The sequence below is a fragment of the Iodobacter violaceini genome, assembly GCF_011601265.1.
Lineage (GTDB): Bacteria > Pseudomonadota > Gammaproteobacteria > Burkholderiales > Chitinibacteraceae > Iodobacter > Iodobacter violaceini.
The window spans coordinates 345,670-368,444 of sequence record NZ_JAAOLX010000004.1 but is presented as its reverse complement, the minus strand read 5'-3'; the positions used below and the strand labels follow the sequence as shown (position 1 = coordinate 368,444).

Here is a 22,775-nt window from a genome sequence, read left to right as displayed (position 1 = left end):
ACCTTGATTCAGGTGCGGGAATCCCCCGCAGGGGACTCCCTTTCTTGAACGGCCAAGAAAGGAAGCAAAGAAGGCCGCCCCACGAAACACGAAAGCCCCTGCGCTGCGGACAATCGAGTCGGCGGCAGGCGGGATTGGCTCGTTCCTCGCTCCGGCGTGTTTCAAGGGGACTTCTAAGCCCTGTGCTGAGAGCGCTGTTATGACGTCTTTTTGTTGTTTGCTAATGCAAAAAAGGCTTAGCTCAGATGTGATTACACCCGCCAAAATCAATTAATGCTGCACAACTGCCTTAATATGCGCCGTCACAAAAAACGGTAACTGATCACTATCCATATCAGGCTGTACGTTTTCGATAATGCGAATATCCGTCACCATGCACTCGCGGAATAATTCGACTGCGTATTGGTGGATTTTTTCCACATGGTCCCAGGCCGACAGCGGCCAGACAAAGCCTTCCCAGCGCTCAGCATCTTCGATGGTCGAAAAGGTAATGCGGATTTCAGCATTTTCATGCGCGGCAATACAGATGACCGGCGTGCGGCCTTTGCTGCGGATGCTGCGCAGCGCATTGCTGGTCATCAGTTGCAAGCGTGTTTCCAGCTGGGTTTCGCGGCCTGCTTCACCGGCAGTCAGCCACGGCATTGGCGTGCGGGGAATCGGGAATAAAGTCACGCCATTGGTTTTAAGCTGCTCGCCAATTAAATTAGCCAGCTGCATGCCCCATGCGCCCAGATTGCCACCCAGCTTGATTGCGGGTGCTGCATCTTTCTTTTGCATGGCCACACCTACCAGATAGCGCAGAAAAACGGCTTCGTCTTTCAGCGGCATCGGTGAAGTATTTAAATCGATGGGCAAGCCGCCTGAGGCGTATTGCAACTGATCGCGCCACTGGCTGAGCTGTGATGGATTTACACCCGCCAGCGTTTCAGCATGCACCAATTTGGCAGACAGCCAGACATCAGCATCGGATGCGATGACTTCGTGCTGCTTTAAGAGGGCAAGCACGGCGTCTATATCTTTAAGCTGGCCTGACAGCTCGGTTGTGCCTTTAAAGCCCGCTACTAAAATAACCGGGATGGCAAAAGGAATGGCGTATTGCTCTGCATCTTTGGGCGCAGTTTCAACCGCAGCGCGCAGCAGGCTCCACAGCTCCAGATAGGCATCTAAAGACGGTGCTTGCGTCAAGGCGGCGTTTAAACCGGCGTGATCATTGATGGCCAGTGTGTCGGCGAGCAGGCGTGTGAGCTCTTCGCGTTTTGGGCTGACGAGGGCGCTGGACGATTCTGTCAGCAGCGACATCAATAGCCGGATAATTGGGTTTTGTGCGTTAACTCTGGCGTAGAGGCGAGGATCTGGCAGGTACATGGCTGGCCTGAACGAAAGGTGACAAAGGGGTGATTATACCGAGAGTCTGGCTGTTTGAATTATTTGGCTAATCCACAACTTGAACAGGGGTTTATTTCACCCCGATTTGCCGCTTATTTGGCTTGAATTGTGAATTAAAGTTTCTTTCAGCCACTGCCCGGCCTGGCCAAGGGAGTGAGCAGGGTGCCAGACCAGTTGTACGCCCAGCTGCAGGCTGCTTTCAAAATGCCGGATTGGCAGTTGCACAATATCCTGTTCTAAAGCCAGATCTGCAAAGTGATTGGGCAGGCAAGCCCAGCCCAGGCCACGGCGTACCAGCTCAAGTACGGCCCAGTCACCCTCCACCCACCAGACTGAGGGTGAGTATCTGAAGCGCTCTTTTTCTGCGCCACTGTGGCGGCCAGTGACCATCAGCTGCCTGTGGTTTTGCAGCATTTCTAAAGTAAGGGTTTTTTCCAGGGCTAAAGGGTGTTGGCGGGATACCACAAATTGCATTTCACATTCTCTTAAAGCATGAAAAGCCAGCTCTTTGGGATGTTCGGCTGCCTCGTAGCTGATGCCAAGATCAACCCGGCCCGAGAGCAGCAGTTTGTAGAGGTCTTCCATAATCGGGAATAACAGCTCTAACTCTAAATGTGGAAATTTTGCCGCCAGCTGTTGCAGCAAGTCGCCAAGCCATGGCATTTGGGCAGAATCATCCACGGCTAAGCGCAGCTTGGCCTCCTGCCCTGCAGTCAGCCCGTGAGCGATTCCGCTCAACTGATCACAGCGCTGCAAAATAGCGATTGCTTCAGGCAAAAGCCGTGCACCTTCTGCGCTGAGCTGAGGGTAGCGGCCTTCGCGATTGAATAAGCTGATGCCTAAATCAATCTCTAAATTGGCAATCGCCGTGCTGATCAGGGATTGCGCCTTGCCCAGGCGGCGGGCAGCGGCAGAGAAAGATCCGCATTCGGCCGCTGCTTTAAATGCGCTGAGCTGATCTAATGAATATTTCATCTATCTGTTTTTGTGATGGTTTCTAACTAACAACCATCATAGAAGCAGTTTACTATGGTGGCTATCCTGAAATGAGAGAACAGCATGAAAGTACAAATGAGAAATCGGGCAGATCGTATCCGCCAGACCATTGGTTTTGAGGTGATCGGTTTTTTACTCTTTGTGCCGCTGGCGCATTGGGCGTTTGGCTTTTCGGTACAGCAACTGGGGGTGCTGGCCGTGACAATGTCGGTGATTGCTGCGGCCTGGAATTACCTTTACAACTTAGGTTTTGATCACTTACTTGCGCGCTGGAAAAAACGCGTAAAGAAAAATACGCTGGAGCGTGTTGTGCACGCCTTTGGTTTTGAAGGCGGCTTATTATTTGTCAGCCTGCCGCTGGTGGCGTGGTGGCTGAATATCGGGATTTGGGAAGCTTTTATTATGGATTTGGGCTTTGCCACTTTTTATCTGGTTTATGCCTTTGTATATAACTGGGCTTACGATAAAGTATTCCCCCTGCCGGGGTGGCAGGCAGTTTAGTCGCGCTGCAGCTGCGGTGCCCTGATCTACTTTAAATTGAGATAAAAAATAATATGGTGAGTTTAATTAATAAGGGCATGCTGGCTGATTTATCTGCAGCTGCAAAAACCAGCCCAAGGCTGCGTAAAAATCTGAATTTTCATGCCAGTAATGAATCGGCCTGTCATCGCCTTTTAAATGCGCTGGAGCCGGGTACTTATGTGCAGCCGCATCGCCATTCTGATCCGGAAAAAGATGAAACCATGATTGCGCTGAGCGGGCGTTTTGGCGTGCTGATTTTTGATGAGACAGGCGAGATCACCGAGCAGGTGGTGCTTACGGCCGATGGCAATTTGGGGATTAATATTCCTGCAGGCGCGTTTCACAGCATGGTGGCGCTGGAAAGTGGCTCGGTCTTTTTTGAAAGCAAGGCCGGCCCCTATGTGCCACTCAGTGATAGCGAAAAAGCCAGCTGGGCACCCGCTGAGGGCGAGCCGGGCTGTGCGGCGTATTTAGCCAGGATGGTGGCTTGTTTTAGCTAAAAACCCAAATCTTGAAACACGGCGTTTACAGAAAGCACGGAGTTTTACGGAGAAAACCTGTCATGTTTTTCTCCGTGGCCCTCCGTGTTTTTGTTTCCTGCGTGGCCCAATACCTGGGTTTTGTTGCACAAAATCAGCTACACGCTTTTAGCGCCGTGGCAGGCCAAAGCGGTAGCCGATTGATAAATCAAGTACGGGGCTGTTTAGCTCGCCTTTGAATGATTTAACTACGCCAGCACCGGCTTTAAGCTGCCAGTTATTGCTGATGGGATAGCTGGCGTAGGCCATAGGCTGCATGATGGCGCCGCCATCTGAATCTACACCGCCACCACCGGCTGCGCCGGCCAGCATTTCTGCACTCAGGCGTAATTTGCCGATGATTTCCGGGCTTTCCCAGCCAGCGCCAATCAAGCCAACCGAGTAGCCACCTGCGCCGCCACCCAGGGCACTGTGCGCCTGGCCGCTGAGATAAAAGCCATCATCGATTTTGCGGTTTAATTTAAAGCCAATATTTTGCATGCTGCGCTTGCTGCCATCCCGGCGTGCGGCACTGGTGTAGTGTTGTGCGCTGGCATCCCATTCCCAGCCTTCAATCCGGTTCAGAATATCGCTGCTTGCATGGGGGTGATCCAGTGCCATACCGAGTTGCAGGCTGGCATAGCGGGCATAAAAGCTGCCGTCAAAGGCTTTGGACAGGCCGGTTTCTAATGTTAAATCCAGATCATGGCTGATTTGATAAGTACCAAACAGGCCGGCCTTGCCCAATGCGCCACCTCCTGTATCTACAGCGCCGCCGCCGCCCATACCCAGCGATGCGCGTGTGCCTGCCCGCAGGGCAGAGTTAAATGCATATTCCCAGCCGAAAGTGCCCAGTACTTCTGCATAGCCGTCAGATGATCCTTTCACTGCACCTGCGGCTTCCACGCCCCATAACCAGCCATGATTCAGCGATTGCGTCATTAAAAAGCCCGCATAAGAGGTGCTGTCTGGTGCTGCTGCGCCGGTGGTGGTTTTAACGCTGTTGCCCTGTGGCCTGGATTGCGCTGCAACAATGGCGATGCGATCAAAGCCCACGCCGCCCCGGCGGGTGGCCGTGAGGTATTGACCGATGCTGCTGGCATCGCTGTAGCTGAATGTATCGTCAACAGAAATCATTACTCCAAGCTGGCGGCTGCTGAAGTTACCGCTTGGAAAACGTACTTCTGATGCGGAAAGCCCCGCACGAATACCGCCAAAATCCCAGAGCAAATCGATATGCGGGCGCAGCATCAGCCCGCCGCCCACACCTGCCGCGCCGCCACCGCCACCGCCCAGGTAAAAGCCGGTATCCACGCTGATTTCTTTGCTCACAGGCAGGCGGTAAGTGATTTCACCACCGCCGGTAAAAAAGCCACCACGCTCGCCCGTGATTGCACCATAGGCCGCAGGGCCCAGATAGAGGCCGGGTAGGGTTTCGATTAAATAGCTGCCACCCACCATGCCCATCTTTTCATCATCTGGCAGGGTGATGGTTTCAAAACCCAGTTTAAATGCCGCAGGCTTTTGAATCAGTGTGTCGCCCTGCTCTGCATAAGCTTGGCTGGATAGTAAGAGGCTGATGGATAAGAGGCGTTTTAGCATAGGACTCTTTTAGTTGGGACCGGGTCAGGCAAAAAATACTCAGCATTTGCAGCCTGTTTCAGGCGCAGAAAGCTTGAGCACTAAAACTGAGTTTTTGCCAAAGGGATTGATCAGCAAAAAAAACCGCCACGAATGGCGGTTTAATTGCGCTTTACTTCACGCGCATGCCAGGCTTGGCGCCGGTGTCCGGGCTGAGGATGTATAAACCACCATCTCCTCCGGCAGCCAGTACCATGCCTTCTGATACGCCAAATTTCATTTTACGCGGGGCAAGATTCGCCACCATCACGGTCATGCGGCCTTGCAAGTCTTCCGGCTTGTACGCTGCCTTGATGCCTGCAAATACATGGCGGGTTTCACTGCCGATATCCAGCGTTAAAGACACCAGCTTATCTGCGCCTTCTACTGCTTTGGCTTCGGTAATCATGGCCACGCGCAGATCGATTTTCATAAAATCATCGATGCTGATGGTTTCTGCAATCGGTGGGATTTCATAATCCGGCTTGGCCACAGGTGCGGTGGCTTCCAGGTTTTGCTTGTTTTCTTCAACCATGGCGGCAATGTCTTTTGGATCGATGCGGGTCATTAAGTGCTGGTAAGTTTCGATGGTGTGATCGAGCAGCAAGACCTGGGCATCGCTCCAGGTAAACGGGGCCACATTCAGGAATTGTTCTACATCTGCCGCCAGCTTAGGCAGCACCGGCTTGAGGTAAATAGTCAGAATACGGAAAGCATTGATCAAAAAGCTGCAAACCACGTGCAGATGCAGGCTCTGCTCAGGGTCTTTGGCCATCGCCCAAGGTTTTACGCTATCGACGTACTGATTTACTTCATCGGTCAGCGTCATGATTTCGCGGATGGCCCGGCCATACTCACGCGCTTCATACAGCGCAGCCAGTTTTTCACCCGCGCCTTGTAACTGGCCTTGCAGCGCAACGATGCGATCCATCAGCGGGTAATCGCTGGCGGTGAAAATGCCATCGTGCAGGCGGCCTTCAAAACGTTTGCTGATAAAGCCCGCTGCACGGCTGGCGATATTGACGTATTTGCCGATCAGATCAGAATTAACCCGGGCGCTGAAGTCTTCCAGATTTAAATCCAGATCATCCACGCCGCTGCCTAATTTAGCCGCGAAATAATAACGCAGCCATTCCGGGTTCAGGTGTTTGAGGTAGGATTCGGCGGTAATAAATGTGCCGCGCGATTTGCTCATTTTTGCGCCGTCTACGGTTAAAAAGCCGTGGGCGTGGATGGCCGTTGGCGTGCGGTAGCCTGCGTATTCCAGCATCGCCGGCCAAAATAGCGCGTGGAAGTACAGAATATCTTTGCCAATAAAGTGATACAGCTCGGCATCAGAATCTTTATTCCAGTAGCTGTCAAAGTCCAGTCCCAGGCGATCACAGAGGTTTTTATGGCTGGCCATATAGCCAACCGGCGCATCCAGCCACACATAGAAATATTTGCCTGGCGCATCCGGAATCTCAAAACCAAAATAAGGCGCATCGCGGCTGATATCCCAGTCGGAAAGACCCGCTTCAAACCATTCCTGCATCTTATTGGAGGCTTCTTTTTGCAGCTTGCCGGGCGTGGTGGTCCATTGTTTCAGGAAATCTTCGCACTCGCCCAGCTTAAAGAAATAGTGTTCTGATTCGCGCAGCTCAGGTGTGGCACCTGAAACAGCCGAGTACGGATTTTTGAGTTCGGTGGGGCTGTAAGTTGCGCCACACACTTCACAATTATCGCCGTACTGATCTTTAGCCGCGCACTTCGGGCATTCGCCTTTTACGAAACGATCAGGCAAAAACATGTTTTTAACCGGATCGTAAAGCTGATTAATAGTGCGGCTGGCAATCTTGCCATCTTCTTTTAATTTGCCGTAAATACGGTAAGCCAGCTCGCGGTTTTCTGGCGAATTGGTCGAGTAAAAATTATCAAAATTGACATGAAAGCCAGCGAAATCACGGGTGTGTTCACCGTGTACGCGGGCAATCAGCGCTTCTGGCGTCAGGCCTTCTTTTTCAGCGCGCAGCATAATCGGCGTGCCGTGGGTGTCATCAGCACAGACGTAATGGCATTGGTTGCCTCGCTGCTTTTGAAAGCGCACCCAGATATCGGTTTGGATATATTCAACAAGGTGGCCAAGGTGAATCGCACCGTTGGCGTAGGGAAGGGCTGAGGTAACGAGAATCTTGCGCGGCATCGTGGCGAAAACCAAGGAATAAAGAGAATAGGGAATTATCCCCAATATTTCGCCCGACTGCGAGGTGAATACACAGATATTTGTGGCATTGCAGCGAAAAGCCTGTGTAAACACGCATAAATCACTTGGGTTTGCTGAAGTGAAAATATATATGCCCACGGCTTCGGGGTTTTATTACGGGGGGCGCAATGCTTTTGTCATGAGTTTTGGTCTTTATCTGGCAAGCCGCCCTGGTGCTCTCTATATTGATAAGTCATAAATTGTTGTGCTTCTCAGCTGGCTTTGCAGCATTCAGAGCGCCGCTAAGCCGACTTGGGCAGAAATGGCCGATTGTTTCCTGGGTTTCTCATATTGGGTGCAGTTTGTAAAACAAACATTCACAGAGTCCGCGAGTAATGAAGTCTTTTTTGCATCGGCTAAATAGGAATAAAACCACAATGCCAGGCCCTGTATTACTCGGGCTGGCCGGAATACTGATCAGCGCTATCTTTGCTTTTTTTTCCTATCGCCTGGATGCGGAGCGGGCAGAAGCTGCGTTTTTGCAAATGAGCGCCCGCTATGTTTCTGATGTACAAAATCACATGAACGCATTTGGTGAGAGTCTGCGGCGCGCAGGCGCATTTACCGGAAAAGGGGACGCACAGTCCGGGTTCTTATACGCTGTGCAGCTGTTAGATTTGCCCGCTACACAAGCAGGTGCTTTGTCTGTTGGCCTGCTCAGAGGGGTGGCTGACAAAGACCGGGCCAGTTATCAGGAAAAATGGGCAAATGAATTTGCAAGCATTCCCTTAAAAATGGCTGATATCTCCGGCACAAATACAGATGCGTATATTGTTGAAGCACTGGAGCCTGGACTTTTTAAAGAAGAAATTCGAGGCTATGACTTCTCTTTATATACAGATTTCGTTAATGATTTGCAATCATCCGCAGGAAAAGACCATGTGTTGTTAATTGTTTCAAAGCGCTTGTCAGAATTACACAGGGCTGATTTTTTAATTTTCTACCCATGGTATTTAACGGATAAAAACAGCAGCAAATTATTTGATAGAAATGGTTTTCTTCATGGGTATGTTTATATTCCGGTTAGTGTAAAAAAAATGATGGACAAGATTGATTGTGAATACGCGAATTTATTTAAATGTGAGTTAAGTATTTCAGAGAATAAAACTGCGCCTGTTAATTTATATCAGAGGGATCTGACATCTCCGGACTATGCCATTCCTTTATACCATCGCGAAGTGGTGTTTGCTTATGGTGGAAAACAGCTCACTTTAAAAATATCCAGTCAGCAGGCTTTTGATCAGTTATATCTGAGAAATGATTATGTGTGGATGATGGCTTTGGGTGTGCTGATGAGCTTGTTGTGCGCAACCGTTTATTATATGTTTTTAAATAAAAACATCGTTAATAAAAATAAGACTGATGAAGAAAATAAAAAGAAAGTTCAGGATAAAGAAATAGAGCTTATGTTGAATGCTATGCCCGGGGCTGCTTTTATTTTGGACAGGCATGGCCTGGTGCTCAGTATCAATCACTATGCACTTGCGCTTTTTAAGCAGGTGGCTGCGGATGTGTGTGGTCAGCCTGTGTTCAGGTTGTTTTTTGATTTTAATTACCATGATTTTGAATCCTGTCTTTTAAGTGCGGAAAAAAATCAATCGTCTGACGTAACAAATCCTGCACTTGTTCTGAAAGGGCTTGATCTGAATGGGCTTATTTTTACAGTTAAATTCAATGCTTTTTACGTTTGTAATCAACAGAAAATAATGTGTCTGCTCAATGACACCACTGTTTCAGAGGAAGGAAAATTAATCAAAGAGCAGTTAAGTCTGGCGATTGAATCTGCAAAATTAGCGACATGGGAATGGCATTTAGATAAAAATAAAATAAGCTGGGATGGTGCAATGTATGCACTGTATGGTTTGGACCCCATATCGTTTTATCTTGATTATGCCAGCTGGTCGGCCCGTATCAGCCGGGCAGATATCATTCTGTTTGATGGTGCAATGCATGCCATGCTGCATGGTGGTGAATCGCTTAGTGAAATATTGAAAATTATTTTGCCTGATGGGTCAATGCGTTATATCTCTACGCATGGAAAATTAATTCTGGATGATAAAGGCTTCCCGGAAAGGGTTATTGGTATTGATTTTGATATGAGCCGTGTGATTGAGGCTGAATATGCACTGCGTGAATCAGGCGAGCGTTTTTCTCTGGCCGCACAGGCCGCTAAAGAAGGCATTTGGGATTGGAATATGCAAACGGGCGAGGTGTGGTTTTCTCCCCAGTGGAAAGAAAATTTTGGTTATGCAGATGATGAATTAGAAAACAATTTTGCCACATGGGACAGGCTGATTGAACCGGAAGACCGAAAGCGGTTCTTGCACTTAACCCATGAATTTAATCATGGGGCAATGGATCGCTTTGAAGTGACACTCCGGTTTAAACATAAATCAGGGCATTGGGTCAGTGTGCGCAGCCGGGCTGTTCATTTGAAAAATGAATCAGGCGAAGTGGTCAGAATGGTGGGTTCGCACGAAGATATTACTGAAATTTTGAAACATGAAGCCGCCTTAAATGAAAGCAGAAAAAGAATGGATTTAACCATTCAATGTGCGGGCCTCGGAATATGGGATTGGAATATCAGCAATAATGAGGTTTTATTTGGCGGGCAATGGGCAGAAATACTGGGCTATGATCCGGAAAAAATGCCGGCCCACTTAGACAGCTGGTCTGAATTAACGCATCCGGATGATGTGCTTGCCGCCCGAAAATTATTGCAGGCGCACTTTAGTGGCGAGCTGGCTATTTGTGCCGCTGAATTCAGAGTGAAAAATAAGGAAGGAAACTGGCGCTGGATTTTAAGCGTGGGGCGGGTAAGTTCTTTTAGTCAGGACGGCAAGCCTTTGCGCATGCTTGGGGTGAATATTGATATTCATGAAAGGAAAATTAATGAGGCAGCCTTACAGGCCGCCATTCTGCTGGCAGAAGCGGCAAGCCGGGCTAAAAGCGATTTCTTGGCCAATATGAGCCATGAAATTCGCACTCCGCTTAATGCGGTACTGGGGTTTTCATCTTTAGTACTTGAAAGCGAGCTTAGCCCGCAGCAGCGGGATTTGGTAGATTCAATTCATACGGCAGGCCATTCTTTATTATCACTTTTGAATGATTTACTGGATTTTGCAAAAATAGAGGCGGGCAGGCTGGAGCTGGAATGTATTGAATTTAATTTGCGACATCTTATTGAAGAGCTGTTTATTTTTTCTGCACCCAGAGCGTATGAAAAAAAATTAGAAATTGCATGTCTTGTTTCCCCTGATGTGCCTGAGCATTTAATGGGTGATCCAGCCCGTTTACGTCAGGTGTTAGTTAATATAATGAGTAACGCCATTAAATTCACTGGGGAGGGAAATATTATTGCCCGTGTATTGTGCGGGGTGATTGATTCACAGCGCGTTATGATTCGGATTGAAATAAAAGATTCGGGGCTGGGTTTATCTGATCAGGTGAAGAATGAATTATTCAGCCCGTTTATCCAGGCAGATAATTCAACGACCCGCAAATTTGGCGGCACGGGCTTGGGCTTATCTATCTGTAAACGTCTGGTTGATGCAATGGAAGGACAAATTGGGGTAGAAAGCCAGCCCGGTGCAGGAGCTAATTTCTGGATTGAAGTGCCATTTACTATTGTGCCTGCAGAGCCTCCGGTGCCTGTGTATAGTCAGCGGCGTAAAGTGCTGGTATTTGAGCCTTTTCCTGTATACGCCGAATCTCTTGCGATCACTCTGGCAAGGCTTGGGCTGCATGCGCATTGTTATACTGATTCTGAAGAGGGCATGGCCGCCTTAAATCAGGACTGTACAGAATTTGCCTTTGTGATAATGGATGAGCGTTTTGAAGCTGTTGATTTAAGCCACCGTATTCATGATCATTTGCATGGCGCTGCCTTGCCAGTTATTCATTTAATTTTGAGCCGGACAGAAGAGATTCACCGCAAAGTTAATCCGCTGAATTTTTATTTAGCGAAGTTTACAGAGGAAAAACAGTTGCGGCATTGTATTGAAGAGGCTTTACAACACGGTGAAAGTGCACCGGATTGGGCAGACAGTTTATCGGCAGATGAAATAGAAAGACTGGATTTACATATTTTGGTGGCTGAAGATAATCTGATTAATCAGAAAGTGGCCATGATGATGTTGCAAAAGCTGGGTTGTAAAGTGGATGTCGCAAATAATGGATTAGAAGCGCTTAATCAGGTTCAGAAAGGCAATTACGATTTGGTTTTTATGGATTGCCAGATGCCGGAAATGGATGGCTATACCTCGGTTGCGCTGATTCGTGCTTTGGCGGGGCCGCAAAGCAAGGTGCCTGTCGTTGCTTTAACCGCTAATGCGTATAAAGCTGATGAAGATCGTTGTTATGAGGCGGGCATGGATGATTTTATTGCCAAGCCGATTAGTGCTGAGCAATTGATTCGTGTTTTATCGCGGTTTTTTTTCAATCAGTCACAGGGGCAGGCTGTAAATGCTCTGAATGGAGATCATATGACTTCGCCTGCGGGTAATGAAGAGCTGGATAAAGAAATGGCCAGTATTAACCATACCTTTGAAGATTTAAAAACCATGTTGGGTATGGATATGACGGATGAGCTGATTCAATTGTTTCTGCCTACACTGGATGAGTGTCTGGCCAATCTGGGCACGGTGATTGAGTCGGGCGACGGGGATGCAGTGGTGAGCTGTGCCCATAAATTGAAAGGTGCGGCCGCTCAGCTGGGGGCGCAGAATCTGGCCGATTTATGCAAAAAAGTAGAGCAGACCGGGCGTGAAAAAGCATTGGATAATGCATGGCCATATCATGCGAAGATTATGTCTTTAGGCAGTGCTGTCGGGCAGCGCTTACGTGAGCGCTGATCCGGTAAGTGGTATTTTCAGAATATGAATAACAAAAATAACAGGTACTGTCGTGATTTTGCCAAGCTCGGGTTTAATGATCCCATGGCTGCAATCCAAACTGGATGATGCAGCACGTATAACCGCTGGTGATTTGGGTGGAGAGGTCATGCCGGAAAGCCGTAAGGCTGCGGTGCTGATTCCTCTGGTACTGCATCCTGATGGCCCGACTGTTTTGTTTACTGAGCGCGCGGCTCATCTTTCTACCCATGCCGGGCAGGTTAGTTTTCCAGGCGGTGCGTATGAAACGCAGGATGCAGATTTAATCGCCACGGCTTTGCGTGAAACGCAGGAAGAAATTGGGCTTTCGCCGGATCGGGTGGCGGTGATGGGCAGCCTGGCTGAATATTTCACCATCAGCCGTTTCAGGGTGACGCCCGTGGTGGGGGTGTTGCAGCCGGGCTTTGATTTAATGCCTGATCCTGATGAAGTGGCGGATGTGTTTGAGCTGCCGCTCTCTGTTTTGCTGGATACGCGCCGTTTTGAGCGCCGGATGATAGAGCGCAACGGCCAGCGCGGCTTTACTAATTTTTTAGAACATGATGGCCGTGTGGTGTGGGGGGCAACAGCGGGAATGCTGCTGATGCTGGCCAAAAGCCTGGAATAAAGCGGCACCCGCGGCTGCGGGTGCCGCTTTATTCATCACAGCCTGCTGCGGCCACTCTGGATTTTGACCAGGGTGGCAACCAGCGTATCAATATCGCCGCAATGATTATAAAAAGCCAAAGATGGCCGCACGGTGGCTTCCAGCCCAAAACGCCGCAAAACAGGCTGTGCACAATGATGGCCAGAGCGCACTGCAATCCCTTCTTTATTCAGCAATGCACCTACTTCTGCCGTTTCAAAGCCTTCCAGCACAAAAGATAAAACACTGGCCTTGTCCTGGGCCGTACCGATTAAACGCAGGCCGGGTATGCCTTTGAGTAATCGGGTGGCATAGATCAGCAACTGGTGCTCGTAAGCGGCAATCCGGTCTATGCCAATATTGCTTACATATTGCAGCGCGGCCCCTAAGCCAACAGCATCCGCAATATTGCCGGTGCCGGCTTCAAAACGGGTGGGTGCGGCATGGTACTGGGTATGCTCGAAGGTGACATCTTTAATCATATTGCCGCCACCCTGCCAGGGCGGGGTGTCATTAAGGATTTCTTCTTTGCCGTAAACCACGCCGATGCCGGTTGGGCCAAAGACTTTATGCCCTGAAAACACAAACCAGTCGCAGTTGAGTGCCGCCACATCAGAGCGCATATGAGAAACGGATTGCGCCCCGTCCAGCAGTACTTTTGCACCCGCACTATGGGCCATTTCAATGATCTTTTTGGCCGGAGTCACGGTGCCCAGTGCATTGGATACCTGGGTAAACGACACCAGCCTGGTGCGGGAATTAAGCAGCTTTGCGTATTCTTCCAGCAAAACCTGCCCGTCATCATCCACAGGAATCACCCGCAATACTGCGCCTGTTTTAGCGGCAAGCTGCTGCCAGGGCACAATATTGGCGTGATGCTCCAAGTGGCTGACAATAATCTCATCCCCTTTGCCAATATGGGCTTCTCCCCAGGATTTTGCGATCAGGTTAATGCCTTCGGTGGTGCCGCGAACAAAGATAATTTCATTCACCGACCGTGCATTTAAAAAACCACGCACAATCTCACGCGCTCCTTCGTAGGCATCGGTTGCACGCGCTGCCAGCTCGTGCGCGGCCCGATGGATATTGGAGTTCTCGTGCGCGTAAAAGTGGCTGATTCTGTCGATCACTGCCTGCGGCTTTTGTGTGGTGGCAGCATTATCCAGCCAGATCAGCGGCTTGCCCTGTATCCGTTCCCGTAAAATCGGGAAATCCTGGCGGATTAAATGCACATCCAGCGCCGGGGCTGCGGTGGCGTCCGGACGGGCTTGCAAAGGATCAGCAAAACCACTGGGCACGGCATACTGCACCGGCCGGATGCCGGATGCCGAGGCGGGTATCTGGCTGGAGAAGCCCGTTTTCGGGGCCAGCAAGGCCCGCAGCTCATCCTCATTGGGCAGGCCAAAATCGGCCGGGTTGACCGCGTGGGCATTACCCAGTGGCGGGCTGTTGTGCTGCAAAGGATGTTGATCGTGGCTTGGCTGCTGCGGCGTTTGCTGCAAGCTTTGCGGAATTGCTGATTGTGGATGCAGTGCGGCCAGCGGTGCAGCAGCGCTGGCTTCGCCCTGTGGCCGTGCACCAAAGAGTGCATTGGCCTGCTGCGCGAGCCACGCCGTCAGCTCAGCAATCTCTGCCCCTTCTGCAAGCGGCTTATTTGTACTCATGGTATTTGCCTGTTTCTACATCTTCCAGTACCGCAATCGCATCATCGGTCAGCACGGCCAGCGAGCAATAGAGCGATACCAGATAGGATGCAATGGCCTTGTGGTTGACGCCCATAAAGCGTACCGCCAGCCCCGGCGTTTGCTGGCCTGGTAAATCGGGCTGATACAGGCCCACTACGCCCTGACGGCTTTCTCCGGTGCGGATCAGCAGAATTTTGGTTTTGCCATTTTCAACCGGCACTTTGTCCGATGGAAATAATGGAATGCCGCGCCATGTCAGAAATTGCGAACCAAACAGGGAAACAGTCGGCGGCGGCACACCACGGCGGGTGCATTCACGGCCAAAGGCAGCAATGGCCTGCGGGTGCAGCAGGAAAAAGCCCGGCTCTTTCCATACTTTGCTGATTAGCTCATCCAGATCATCCGGAGTAGGTGCGCCAGTGCGGGTTTTAATTCTTTGGCCAGGGGCAATGCTGTGGAGCAGGCCGTATTCTTTATTGTTGATCAGCTCGCTTTCCTGACGCTCTTTAATCGTTTCGATGGTCAGGCGCAATTGCTCGCTGATCTGGTTATAGGGTTTGCTGTAAAGATCAGAAACACGGGTATGCACATCCAGTACGGTATTGACTGCTGAAAGCAGATATTCACGCGGGTCTTCGATGTAATCCACAAAGGTGTTTGGCAGAGTGCGCTCGTCACGGGCCGAGCAGTCTACGGTTACATTGCCTGCGTCTTTTACCTTGTTAACGCGGTAAATGCCGGCCTCTACCGGCACCCATTGCAATAAATGCGTCAGCCAGCGCGGGGTAATGGTAGAGAGCTGGGGCACGGTACGGGTGGCAATGGCCAGTTGCCGCGCGGCGACATCGCCCAGGGCGGTTTGATGTTCAACAGTCATAATGTGCTCCTTCGAGCTTGGGTTGGGAAAACGGACGGATGAGAATGACCAGGTCTGACCTCATCTGAAGACCTGGCTTGTTAATGGCTTTGGTTATCTGCCTGGGAAATCCGGCTGCCAGGGGGGACGCTGTGCATCAGCCAGACATTGCCGCCAATCACGGATCCCCTGCCTATAGTGATGCGGCCCAGAATAGTGGCACCTGCATAAATCACCACATCGTCTTCAATAATGGGGTGGCGCTCCTTGCCCTTGATCAGTTGCCCCTCTTCATCCACCGGAAAACTTTTGGCCCCCAGTGTGACAGCCTGATAAATACGCACCCGCTGGCCAATAATGCTGGTTTCACCGATCACGACGCCGCTGCCATGATCAATAAAAAATTCCGGGCCAATTTGTGCGCCGGGATGAATATCAATACCTGTAGAGGCATAAGCCAGATTGGAAATAATCCGCGCTAAGAAGGGGGCGCCCAGTAAATACAGGCTATTGGCCAGGCGGTAGTTCAGTACGGCTCGAAAACCGGGGTAGCAAAGCAAAATCTCAGAGATGCTTCTGGCCGCCGGATCACCCTGCTGGGCGGCGTGTAAATCGGCTACCAGAACGGCGCGGATATCAGGCAGCTGGCGGGCAAACCGGCGGGCGATTTCACGGGCGGCATGCTTGTGATCGGAGGTGTCGCCGGGGCTGGCATTAAACAGCAGGCCGCGCCGGACCTGTTCAAACAGCTGTGTCAGCGTGGCGTGCAAAGTGATGCCAACAAAGTAATCGATACTTTCTTCGGATAAATCCGGTCTGCCGTAATGCGTGGGGAACAGAACAGCCGCCAAGCCTTCCATAATCTGCCCCATCACTTCTCCGGAGGGCAGCTCCCGTACCTCTCCATGAAAGCGTATTTTTTGTGCGTGTTCGCGTGATTGGCGTAAGCCTCGAACCACGTCTTCCAAGCGCCAGGGCAGGGGCGATGGATCGGCATGCGGCGAATTATCTGCTAAAAAATCGTGTATTTCGTCAGAAACGATCAAATGTTTATTCATTTTTATTACTTTTTACTGACAAATTAAGAAGGCTGACCCCAAAAATAATACACAACAAAATTGATATAAAAATCGATTTTTTAGAACTTTTTAATCATTTGCATATGCATTTTATGACTTTGGTATTGTTTTCTCATAAAAAATAAGAATATTGACAAGGTCGTTTTTTGTCGAAAATTAAAGCTTTATGGATAATTCTTTTTGGTGCTTAAATTATTTGTTTAATAAAAACAATTGCTTGTATTGTTGTTGTATGTTTTTTCTAAAGGGGGGGGCTTGTTTTGAATGAATGAGCCCGCTTGCCTGCGCGCCGTGAAGCTGAAGAGGGCAGCAGATTGCATTGAGTTAAAAAAATGTTGCGGATAAGAGACTGGCTGGCTGGTGTAATGGGGTGCAGACAGGGCGAGCATTAGATTTCAAGTAGATTATTTTTGTTAATTAAAAACTTAAAGTTAATTTATTGTAAGCATATTGCAGGGTTTTTTATGAGGCAAAATGCCAGCCATATTGGGCGGTGTTTTTCAGCAGCAGAGGCGGGTGTCTGAGCGTTATAAAAAGGCCCGTGTATGCTTTGGTAATATTTGTGTTGCTTTATTGCTGTGATTGTTATCATTTTATTTTTCATGTATTGACATGACAATGACATAAGGTTGATGATCTGTGGCAGAAAGTGATTGATTCTTAATGGTTAATTGCTTTCAAAACGAAACGTGCGCAATAAGCAACCAGTAAAAAATGGAGATAACGATGACAAAGCAAGCTCGCATGGCTTTTGCACTTTTAATGGGCTTAGGCCTGACTCAAGTTGTAAATGCAGTTACGGTGAATCAGACTTACATCAATAAAACTGGCTCTGAAATAAGTCAGGAAAAAGGCCGCTATGCACGGCCAACCATTTATACCGACCAACGTGCTTGTGGCGAACCCAGCCCGAATGCGATGGCCTGTGGTCCTTCTATTATCAGCGTGGGCACACAATTCCTGCAGACTCAGGAAAGCCAGCACGGCAATTACGCAGCCAAAATGGTATTGGCCCATGAGTGGGGTCATTCCATTCAGTTTGCTAATAATATTCGCTTGCAAGCGCCTTATATGGAGTTGCAAGCGGATTGCAATGGCGGATCATTTATTCGCTATGCCGTGAATAAGCTGGGCTATCAGTCTTTCCTGGAAGCCGCTGTAAGCAGTGCCCGGGCGGCAGCGGATTACAGCACGCATGGCACGCCAGCCCAGCGCGATGCGTTTACACGCTGGGGCTATGCTCAGGGTGATTTGCTGAAGTGTTTTAATAATTTGCCAAAATAATTAATTAAAATAATCTCTCTGATATCTGATGCCAGGTATCAGAGAGAATGGAGTGAGGCAAAATATGAAAAAACCAATTCTGTTGCTTATGCTGGCATTAGCCGGTGGCGTAATGCTCTCTTTCTGGCAATCACCTGCTGCTGTTTTATCCAGTCTGCTTGCGTCCGTGAAATCACCGGCAAAGCCTGATCACGCTGAAACAATTTCTTCTGCTGCTTTACAGGTGAAAGATAAAAACATCAGCCAGTCTGCCATGCTGCAAGCTTCCCCTTTTGCTAAAAACAAAAGTATTGATTTAAGCAGCGACGAGGTAAAAACCGACCCGCATCTGAATACCGCCATAAATACACCGGATAAAGAAGTAATCAGCCCGGAAGAAGCTGCCCGCCGCAAAAAGATGGAAGCTTTGGGCTATATGGTGCCCGCTGATTATTTAACGAAAGATTTGCAAAGCTTAAAAAAGCTGGCGAAATCAGGGGATGCTTATGCCATGGTGCATCTGGGTGAGAAGTATTATTTTGAATTAAATAAAAACCCGGAAAACCCTGATTATGATCCGCAAACTGACTATGCCAATCAGGCTAAATCCACCTTTAAAGATGCATTAGTGGCGGGGAATATCCGCTCTGCGGGGATTATTGCCGAGCTTTATCTGCAAGAAAATAATCTGGTGGATGCCTATGCATGGCATTTGATTTCGGATCGCCTGGGTGACAGTATCAGCGCAGATTGGTTTCGCAGCACAAAGGTATATACAGAAGCCAGTGATCAGCTAAAGCAGGCGGCTAAAGCTAAATTACCGGTTCTGATTGCAGAATTAGACGGCCGCAGCAAAGCAGCAAACCGCACGCCGATATTTAAGTCTTAATGTGAGGGCCGGAGTACCCCGGGGTTTTAGTGGCAGTATTTCCGGGGCTTGCCTCAAGCTGATTAATTTAAGTGAAATCCTTTAAGCAGGCCGGGCTGGCTGCAGATGTTTGCTTTTTCTCGCCATTATTATCTGGGATAGAGTTTTAGAAAAGGGTCGGTTTTTAGCCGGATCTCCGGATTATTTATATTTTTTGTGGTAATCATAATTGCAGGCGTTTCCAGCAGGGCGGGGGTTTGTTTGTTTTTCAGTAATTCAAACAGGGTGCGCATGGCTTTTTGCCCCATTAAAAAAGGGTCTTGAATGACTGCACCATTCAGACTGCCGTCTTTTATTGCTTCATTGATTTTGTGATTAAAATCAAAGCCATAATGGTGTGTTTTTCCTGCAAGGTTTTTGGCTTTAAGCGCACGTACTGTACCCTCTGTGCTTGATTCATTGGGGGTGAAAATAAGATCAATATCCGGGATCCGGCTCAGAAGAGCATTTGCAGTGGATTCGGCAGCCTGCATTGAAATGCCGGCGTATTGCGTATCAATTACCTCTGCATTGGGCAGCAGTTTATGGATACTGTCTAAAAATCCTGTTTCCCGCTCTGTGGTAGAGCCATGCTGAGCTGAATACCGAAGCAGTAATATTTTTTTTGTCTGCGGAAAATCTTTAGCGGCCTGTGCGGCAGCCAGAGCGCCTGCTTCTTTATTATTTGTGCCTACATAGGGCAGGGTGTTTTGTCCTGTTAATGGGGAATCCACAATAACAACTTTAATGCCCTTATTGATGGCTTCCCGAATTGGCTTATCGAGTTGTGCCGTAGAATTGGGCGCTAAAATAATTCCTGAGTATTTTTGCTGAATATAAAAATCAATAATACGGGCTTGGGCATCAACACCATCTTCCTGGCTGGGACCCCGCCAGACCATTTCAATATGCAAATTTCTTGCCGTGTCTTCAGCGCCACGCGCCATTTCTTTCCAGAAAATCTGTGTCGCCCCCTTGGGGATAAAAACGGCCTTAAGCGGGGCTGCTGTTGCAGCGGCAGCTAATAAATAAGCTGCACACAATAGAAGACGCATTAATTGCATTTCGCACTCCACGTGCATGTTGTTACTAATTGCAATATAGCTAATTAAATGGCTGCGATGCAGCCTGCAGTCTGACGGTTTGTACAGGCTGCAGCGTTCTTGATTTCACCATGTAAATTCAGGTTTAAATTAAAAAGGCCACCCTTGCGGATGGCCTTTGCTTCAGGCTTTAAAAAGCAGCTTATTCGTAATCAGACATCGGCAGGCAAGCGCAGAACAGGTTGCGATCGCCGTACACGTTGTCAGCACGGCCAACGGGTGGCCAGTATTTATTACGTTTGATGCTCTCCAGCGGGAATGCTGCAGTAGCGCGGCTATAGCCGTGTTCCCACGTTTCTGCCGTTAATACTTCTACCGTGTGCGGTGCGTTCACCAGCGGGTTATCCGCCAGAGTCCATTCACCGCTTACGACGCGATCAATCTCGCTGCGGATTGCAATCATGGCGTCGATAAAGCGATCAAGTTCTGCTTTTGATTCGCTTTCGGTAGGCTCCACCATCAGTGTGCCAGGCACCGGGAAGCTCATGGTTGGCGCGTGGAAGCCGTAATCCATCAGGCGTTTGGCTACATCTTCATTGCTGATGCCGCTGGCGTCTTTCAGTGGGCGCAGGTCCAGAATACATTCGTGCGCAACCAGACCATCGTGACCGCTGTAAAGCACAGGGTAGAAAGGCGCCAGGCGTTTGGCGATGTAGTTGGCGTTAAGAATCGCCACTTCCGTTGCGCTTTTCAGTCCTTCCGCGCCCATCATAGCGATATACATCCATGAGATAGGCAAGATCGCTGCCGAGCCATAAGGCGCTGCGCTGACCGCGCCAATACCCTGCTCGCCACGCACATAGCCGCTGCTTTCTTGATTAGGCAAAAACGGTACTAAGTGTGCCGCTACTGCCACCGGGCCAACACCCGGGCCGCCGCCGCCGTGAGGAATGCAGAATGTTTTGTGCAGGTTTAAGTGGCTGACATCGCCGCCAAACTGGCCGGGTGCGCACAGGCCCACCATGGCATTCATATTTGCGCCGTCGATATATACCTGGCCGCCGTGGCCGTGCACGATTTCGCAGACTTCCTTAACCGATTCTTCAAACACGCCGTGCGTGCTTGGGTAGGTAATCATAATCGCAGCAATATTGGCGCTGTGCTTATCGGCCTTGGCGCGTAAATCGGCCAGATCGATATTACCGGCTTCGTCGCATGCCACTACCACCACGGTGAGGCCTGCCATTTGCGCAGAGGCGGGGTTGGTGCCGTGTGCGGATGCCGGGATCAGCACGATATTGCGGGCGGCATCGTTACGCGAAGCGTGGTAAGCCTTGATAATCAAGAGGCCCGCGTATTCACCCTGGCTGCCTGCATTAGGCTGCAAGCTGACACCCGCATAACCCGTTGCCGCGCAAAGCATGGCTTCGAGCTGGGCGATCATTTCGCGATAGCCTGCTGTTTGTGCATTTGGCGCAAACGGGTGGACATTGGCAAATTCCGGCCAGGTGACCGGCATCATTTCGCTGGCAGCGTTGAGCTTCATGGTGCATGAGCCAAGCGGAATCATGGTGCGATCCAGCGCCAGGTCTTTATCTGCCAGGCTGCGCAGGTAACGCATCATCTCTGTTTCGGAGTGATAGCGATTAAAGGTTGGGTGAGTCAGGAAATCTGTCTGGCGCAGCAGCTCGCCCGGCAATGCGCCAGCGATTTCTGCATCGATGGCGTCTACCGCTGGCAATGTTTTGCCCGCTGCAAAGATATTCCATAACACCGCAATATCTTCGCGGGTGCTGGTTTCATCCAGAGAAACGCCAAGCGTTGTGGCATCGATATGGCGTAAGTTAATGCCCTGGGCATGGGCAAGAGTATGAATGGCCGAAGCGTCTTTTACTGCAATGGTGAGGGTATCAAACCAGTTTTCGTTCAGGACTTTAACATCAAGCTGCTTCAGGCCTGCAGCCAGAATGCTGGTCAAACGGTGCACGCGATGCGCGATGCGTTTTAAGCCGGCAGGGCCGTGGTAAACGGCGTACATGCTGGCCATCACAGCGAGTAATACCTGTGCGGTACAGATATTGGAAGTCGCTTTTTCGCGGCGGATATGCTGCTCGCGGGTTTGCAGGGCCAGGCGGTAAGCGCTCTTGCCTTGCGCGTCTACAGTAATGCCGACCAAACGGCCTGGCATCGAGCGTTTGAATTCATCTCGTGTGGCTAAGTAACCAGCGTGCGGGCCACCAAAGCCAAGCGGCACACCAAAGCGCTGGCTATTACCCACCACTACATCAGCGCCCCAAGTGCCCGGTGCTTCTAATAAAGTAAGCGCCAGCAAATCAGCGGCGACCACCACTAAAGTGCCTTTGGCGTGTAAATCAGCCACCAGTGCGCGGTAATCCGGCACATCGCCGTTCACGCCTGGGTATTGCAGCAGCACACCAAAACCATCGCCTGCCTCGCCAAGGCCGGTGCGTACTTCAACGCCCAGCGGTGCAGCGCGGGTAGCGATCACTTCGCGAGTTTGTGGCAGCACATCGGCGGCCACATAGAAAATAGTCGATTTGCTTTTGCTCATACGCAGCAAGAGTGTCATCGCTTCGGCAGCGGCGGTTCCTTCATCCAGCATGGAAGCATTGGCAATCGCCATGCCGGTCATATCGGTAATCATTTGCTGGAAGTTAATAATCGCTTCCAGACGGCCCTGGCTGATTTCTGGCTGGTATGGCGTGTAAGCTGTGTACCAGGCCGGATTTTCCAGGATGTTGCGCAGAATCACGCTGGGGGTATGGGTGCCGTAATAGCCCTGACCAATCATGCTCTTTTTGAGCACATTCTTGCCTGCAATGGCTTTCAGCGTAGCTAAAGCCCCGGCTTCGCTTTTGGCCTGAGTGAATTCACCCAGTGGCAAAGCATCCTGACGGGCAATCGCCGCAGGAACGATATTTTTAATCAAATCAGCGCGGGTTGTGTAGCCAAGCGTGGCCAGCATGGCGGCTTCTTCCGCAGCATTTGGGCCGATATGGCGGGCCACAAAAGCGGCGTGATCTTCAAGATGGCTAAGAGATGCAGTGGTCATGGCGGCAACCGTAAGAGTACGTAGGCAGATATATAGGTTGGGCTAATGTCTTATCAGCCCAACACGGG

General features: G+C 50.0%; 15 protein-coding genes. 6 read left to right on the top strand and 9 right to left on the bottom strand.

Features of this window, described 5'->3' with window-relative positions; translation table 11 throughout:
- Nucleotides 1-270 precede the first annotated feature (270 nt).
- Both HA050_RS10000 and HA050_RS09995 read right to left on the bottom strand, forming a co-directional pair.
- Nucleotides 271-1,365, bottom strand: coding sequence for a hypothetical protein (locus HA050_RS10000; RefSeq protein ID WP_166825298.1), 1,095 nt, complete (start codon nucleotides 1,363-1,365; stop codon nucleotides 271-273).
- A 96-nt stretch (nucleotides 1,366-1,461) separates the two neighbouring features.
- Nucleotides 1,462-2,361: a LysR family transcriptional regulator gene (locus tag HA050_RS09995; RefSeq protein ID WP_166825295.1), complete on the bottom strand. Its 900-nt coding sequence runs from the start codon at nucleotides 2,359-2,361 to the stop codon at nucleotides 1,462-1,464.
- A gap of 84 nt (nucleotides 2,362-2,445) precedes the next feature.
- On the opposite strand from HA050_RS09995, the gene HA050_RS09990 reads away from it, so the two are divergent.
- Nucleotides 2,446-2,883, top strand: a complete 438-nt coding sequence (locus HA050_RS09990; RefSeq protein WP_205836386.1) for a PACE efflux transporter — start codon at nucleotides 2,446-2,448, stop codon at nucleotides 2,881-2,883.
- Between the two features lie 53 nt (nucleotides 2,884-2,936).
- Nucleotides 2,937-3,404 (top strand): WbuC family cupin fold metalloprotein, encoded by a 468-nt coding sequence (locus HA050_RS09985; protein WP_205836385.1) that lies wholly within the window; start codon nucleotides 2,937-2,939, stop codon nucleotides 3,402-3,404.
- A 147-nt stretch (nucleotides 3,405-3,551) separates the two neighbouring features.
- Here HA050_RS09985 and HA050_RS09980 read toward each other — a convergent pair whose 3' ends face one another.
- Nucleotides 3,552-5,024 (bottom strand): hypothetical protein, encoded by a 1,473-nt coding sequence (locus tag HA050_RS09980; RefSeq protein ID WP_166825292.1) that lies wholly within the window; start codon nucleotides 5,022-5,024, stop codon nucleotides 3,552-3,554.
- A 151-nt stretch (nucleotides 5,025-5,175) separates the two neighbouring features.
- Nucleotides 5,176-7,224: a methionine--tRNA ligase gene (metG, locus tag HA050_RS09975; RefSeq protein WP_166825289.1), complete on the bottom strand. Its 2,049-nt coding sequence runs from the start codon at nucleotides 7,222-7,224 to the stop codon at nucleotides 5,176-5,178.
- Between the two features lie 437 nt (nucleotides 7,225-7,661).
- On the opposite strand from metG, the gene HA050_RS09970 reads away from it, so the two are divergent.
- Together HA050_RS09970 and HA050_RS09965 are read left to right on the top strand one after the other, a co-directional pair.
- Entirely contained in the window at nucleotides 7,662-12,137 is a 4,476-nt protein-coding gene (locus HA050_RS09970) for a PAS domain-containing hybrid sensor histidine kinase/response regulator (protein ID WP_166825286.1), read from the top strand.
- A gap of 52 nt (nucleotides 12,138-12,189) precedes the next feature.
- Nucleotides 12,190-12,783, top strand: a complete 594-nt coding sequence (locus HA050_RS09965) for a CoA pyrophosphatase (protein WP_166825283.1) — start codon at nucleotides 12,190-12,192, stop codon at nucleotides 12,781-12,783.
- Between the two features lie 35 nt (nucleotides 12,784-12,818).
- Here HA050_RS09965 and HA050_RS09960 read toward each other — a convergent pair whose 3' ends face one another.
- From HA050_RS09960 to epsC, 3 genes are all read right to left on the bottom strand, one after another.
- Nucleotides 12,819-14,465, bottom strand: coding sequence for a family 2A encapsulin nanocompartment cargo protein cysteine desulfurase (locus tag HA050_RS09960; protein ID WP_166825279.1), 1,647 nt, complete (start codon nucleotides 14,463-14,465; stop codon nucleotides 12,819-12,821).
- Nucleotides 14,452-15,363, bottom strand: a complete 912-nt coding sequence (locus HA050_RS09955) for a family 2A encapsulin nanocompartment shell protein (protein ID WP_166825276.1) — start codon at nucleotides 15,361-15,363, stop codon at nucleotides 14,452-14,454. The genes HA050_RS09960 and HA050_RS09955 overlap by 14 nt, the downstream gene beginning before the upstream one ends.
- Nucleotides 15,364-15,443: 80 nt before the next feature.
- Nucleotides 15,444-16,400, bottom strand: coding sequence for a serine O-acetyltransferase EpsC (epsC, locus tag HA050_RS09950; RefSeq protein ID WP_166825273.1), 957 nt, complete (start codon nucleotides 16,398-16,400; stop codon nucleotides 15,444-15,446).
- Between the two features lie 747 nt (nucleotides 16,401-17,147).
- On the opposite strand from epsC, the gene HA050_RS09945 reads away from it, so the two are divergent.
- A complete protein-coding gene (locus HA050_RS09945; protein WP_166825270.1) occupies nucleotides 17,148-17,705 on the top strand; it encodes a neutral zinc metallopeptidase in 558 nt (185 codons plus the stop codon).
- Nucleotides 17,706-17,769: 64 nt separating this feature from the next.
- On the top strand, nucleotides 17,770-18,573 hold the full coding sequence (locus HA050_RS09940; RefSeq protein ID WP_166825267.1) for a hypothetical protein: 804 nt from the start codon (nucleotides 17,770-17,772) through the stop codon (nucleotides 18,571-18,573).
- Between the two features lie 128 nt (nucleotides 18,574-18,701).
- On the opposite strand, the gene HA050_RS09935 is transcribed toward HA050_RS09940, so the two are convergent.
- Both HA050_RS09935 and gcvP read right to left on the bottom strand, forming a co-directional pair.
- Nucleotides 18,702-19,655, bottom strand: coding sequence for a substrate-binding domain-containing protein (locus HA050_RS09935; RefSeq protein ID WP_166825264.1), 954 nt, complete (start codon nucleotides 19,653-19,655; stop codon nucleotides 18,702-18,704).
- A gap of 181 nt (nucleotides 19,656-19,836) precedes the next feature.
- Nucleotides 19,837-22,707 carry an aminomethyl-transferring glycine dehydrogenase gene (gene gcvP, locus HA050_RS09930; RefSeq protein WP_166825262.1) on the bottom strand — a complete coding sequence of 957 codons (2,871 nt, stop codon included), beginning with the start codon at nucleotides 22,705-22,707 and terminating at the stop codon, nucleotides 19,837-19,839.
- Between the last annotated feature and the right edge of the window lie 68 nt (nucleotides 22,708-22,775).

Bases quoted from the DNA above. Each gene is read 5' to 3' on its own strand.
- HA050_RS10000 (WP_166825298.1), bottom strand. From the start codon at position 1,365: ATGTACCTGCCAGATCCTCGCCTCTACGCCAGAGTTAACGCACAAAAC.
- HA050_RS09995 (WP_166825295.1), bottom strand. From the start codon at position 2,361: ATGAAATATTCATTAGATCAGCTCAGCGCATTTAAAGCAGCGGCCGAA.
- HA050_RS09990 (WP_205836386.1), top strand. From the start codon at position 2,446: ATGAAAGTACAAATGAGAAATCGGGCAGATCGTATCCGCCAGACCATT.
- HA050_RS09985 (WP_205836385.1), top strand. From the start codon at position 2,937: ATGGTGAGTTTAATTAATAAGGGCATGCTGGCTGATTTATCTGCAGCT.
- HA050_RS09980 (WP_166825292.1), bottom strand. From the start codon at position 5,024: ATGCTAAAACGCCTCTTATCCATCAGCCTCTTACTATCCAGCCAAGCT.
- metG (WP_166825289.1), bottom strand. From the start codon at position 7,224: ATGCCGCGCAAGATTCTCGTTACCTCAGCCCTTCCCTACGCCAACGGT.
- HA050_RS09970 (WP_166825286.1), top strand. From the start codon at position 7,662: ATGCCAGGCCCTGTATTACTCGGGCTGGCCGGAATACTGATCAGCGCT.
- HA050_RS09960 (WP_166825279.1), bottom strand. From the start codon at position 14,465: ATGAGTACAAATAAGCCGCTTGCAGAAGGGGCAGAGATTGCTGAGCTG.
- HA050_RS09955 (WP_166825276.1), bottom strand. From the start codon at position 15,363: ATGACTGTTGAACATCAAACCGCCCTGGGCGATGTCGCCGCGCGGCAA.
- epsC (WP_166825273.1), bottom strand. From the start codon at position 16,400: ATGAATAAACATTTGATCGTTTCTGACGAAATACACGATTTTTTAGCA.
- HA050_RS09945 (WP_166825270.1), top strand. From the start codon at position 17,148: ATGACAAAGCAAGCTCGCATGGCTTTTGCACTTTTAATGGGCTTAGGC.
- HA050_RS09940 (WP_166825267.1), top strand. From the start codon at position 17,770: ATGAAAAAACCAATTCTGTTGCTTATGCTGGCATTAGCCGGTGGCGTA.
- HA050_RS09935 (WP_166825264.1), bottom strand. From the start codon at position 19,655: ATGCAATTAATGCGTCTTCTATTGTGTGCAGCTTATTTATTAGCTGCC.
- gcvP (WP_166825262.1), bottom strand. From the start codon at position 22,707: ATGACCACTGCATCTCTTAGCCATCTTGAAGATCACGCCGCTTTTGTG.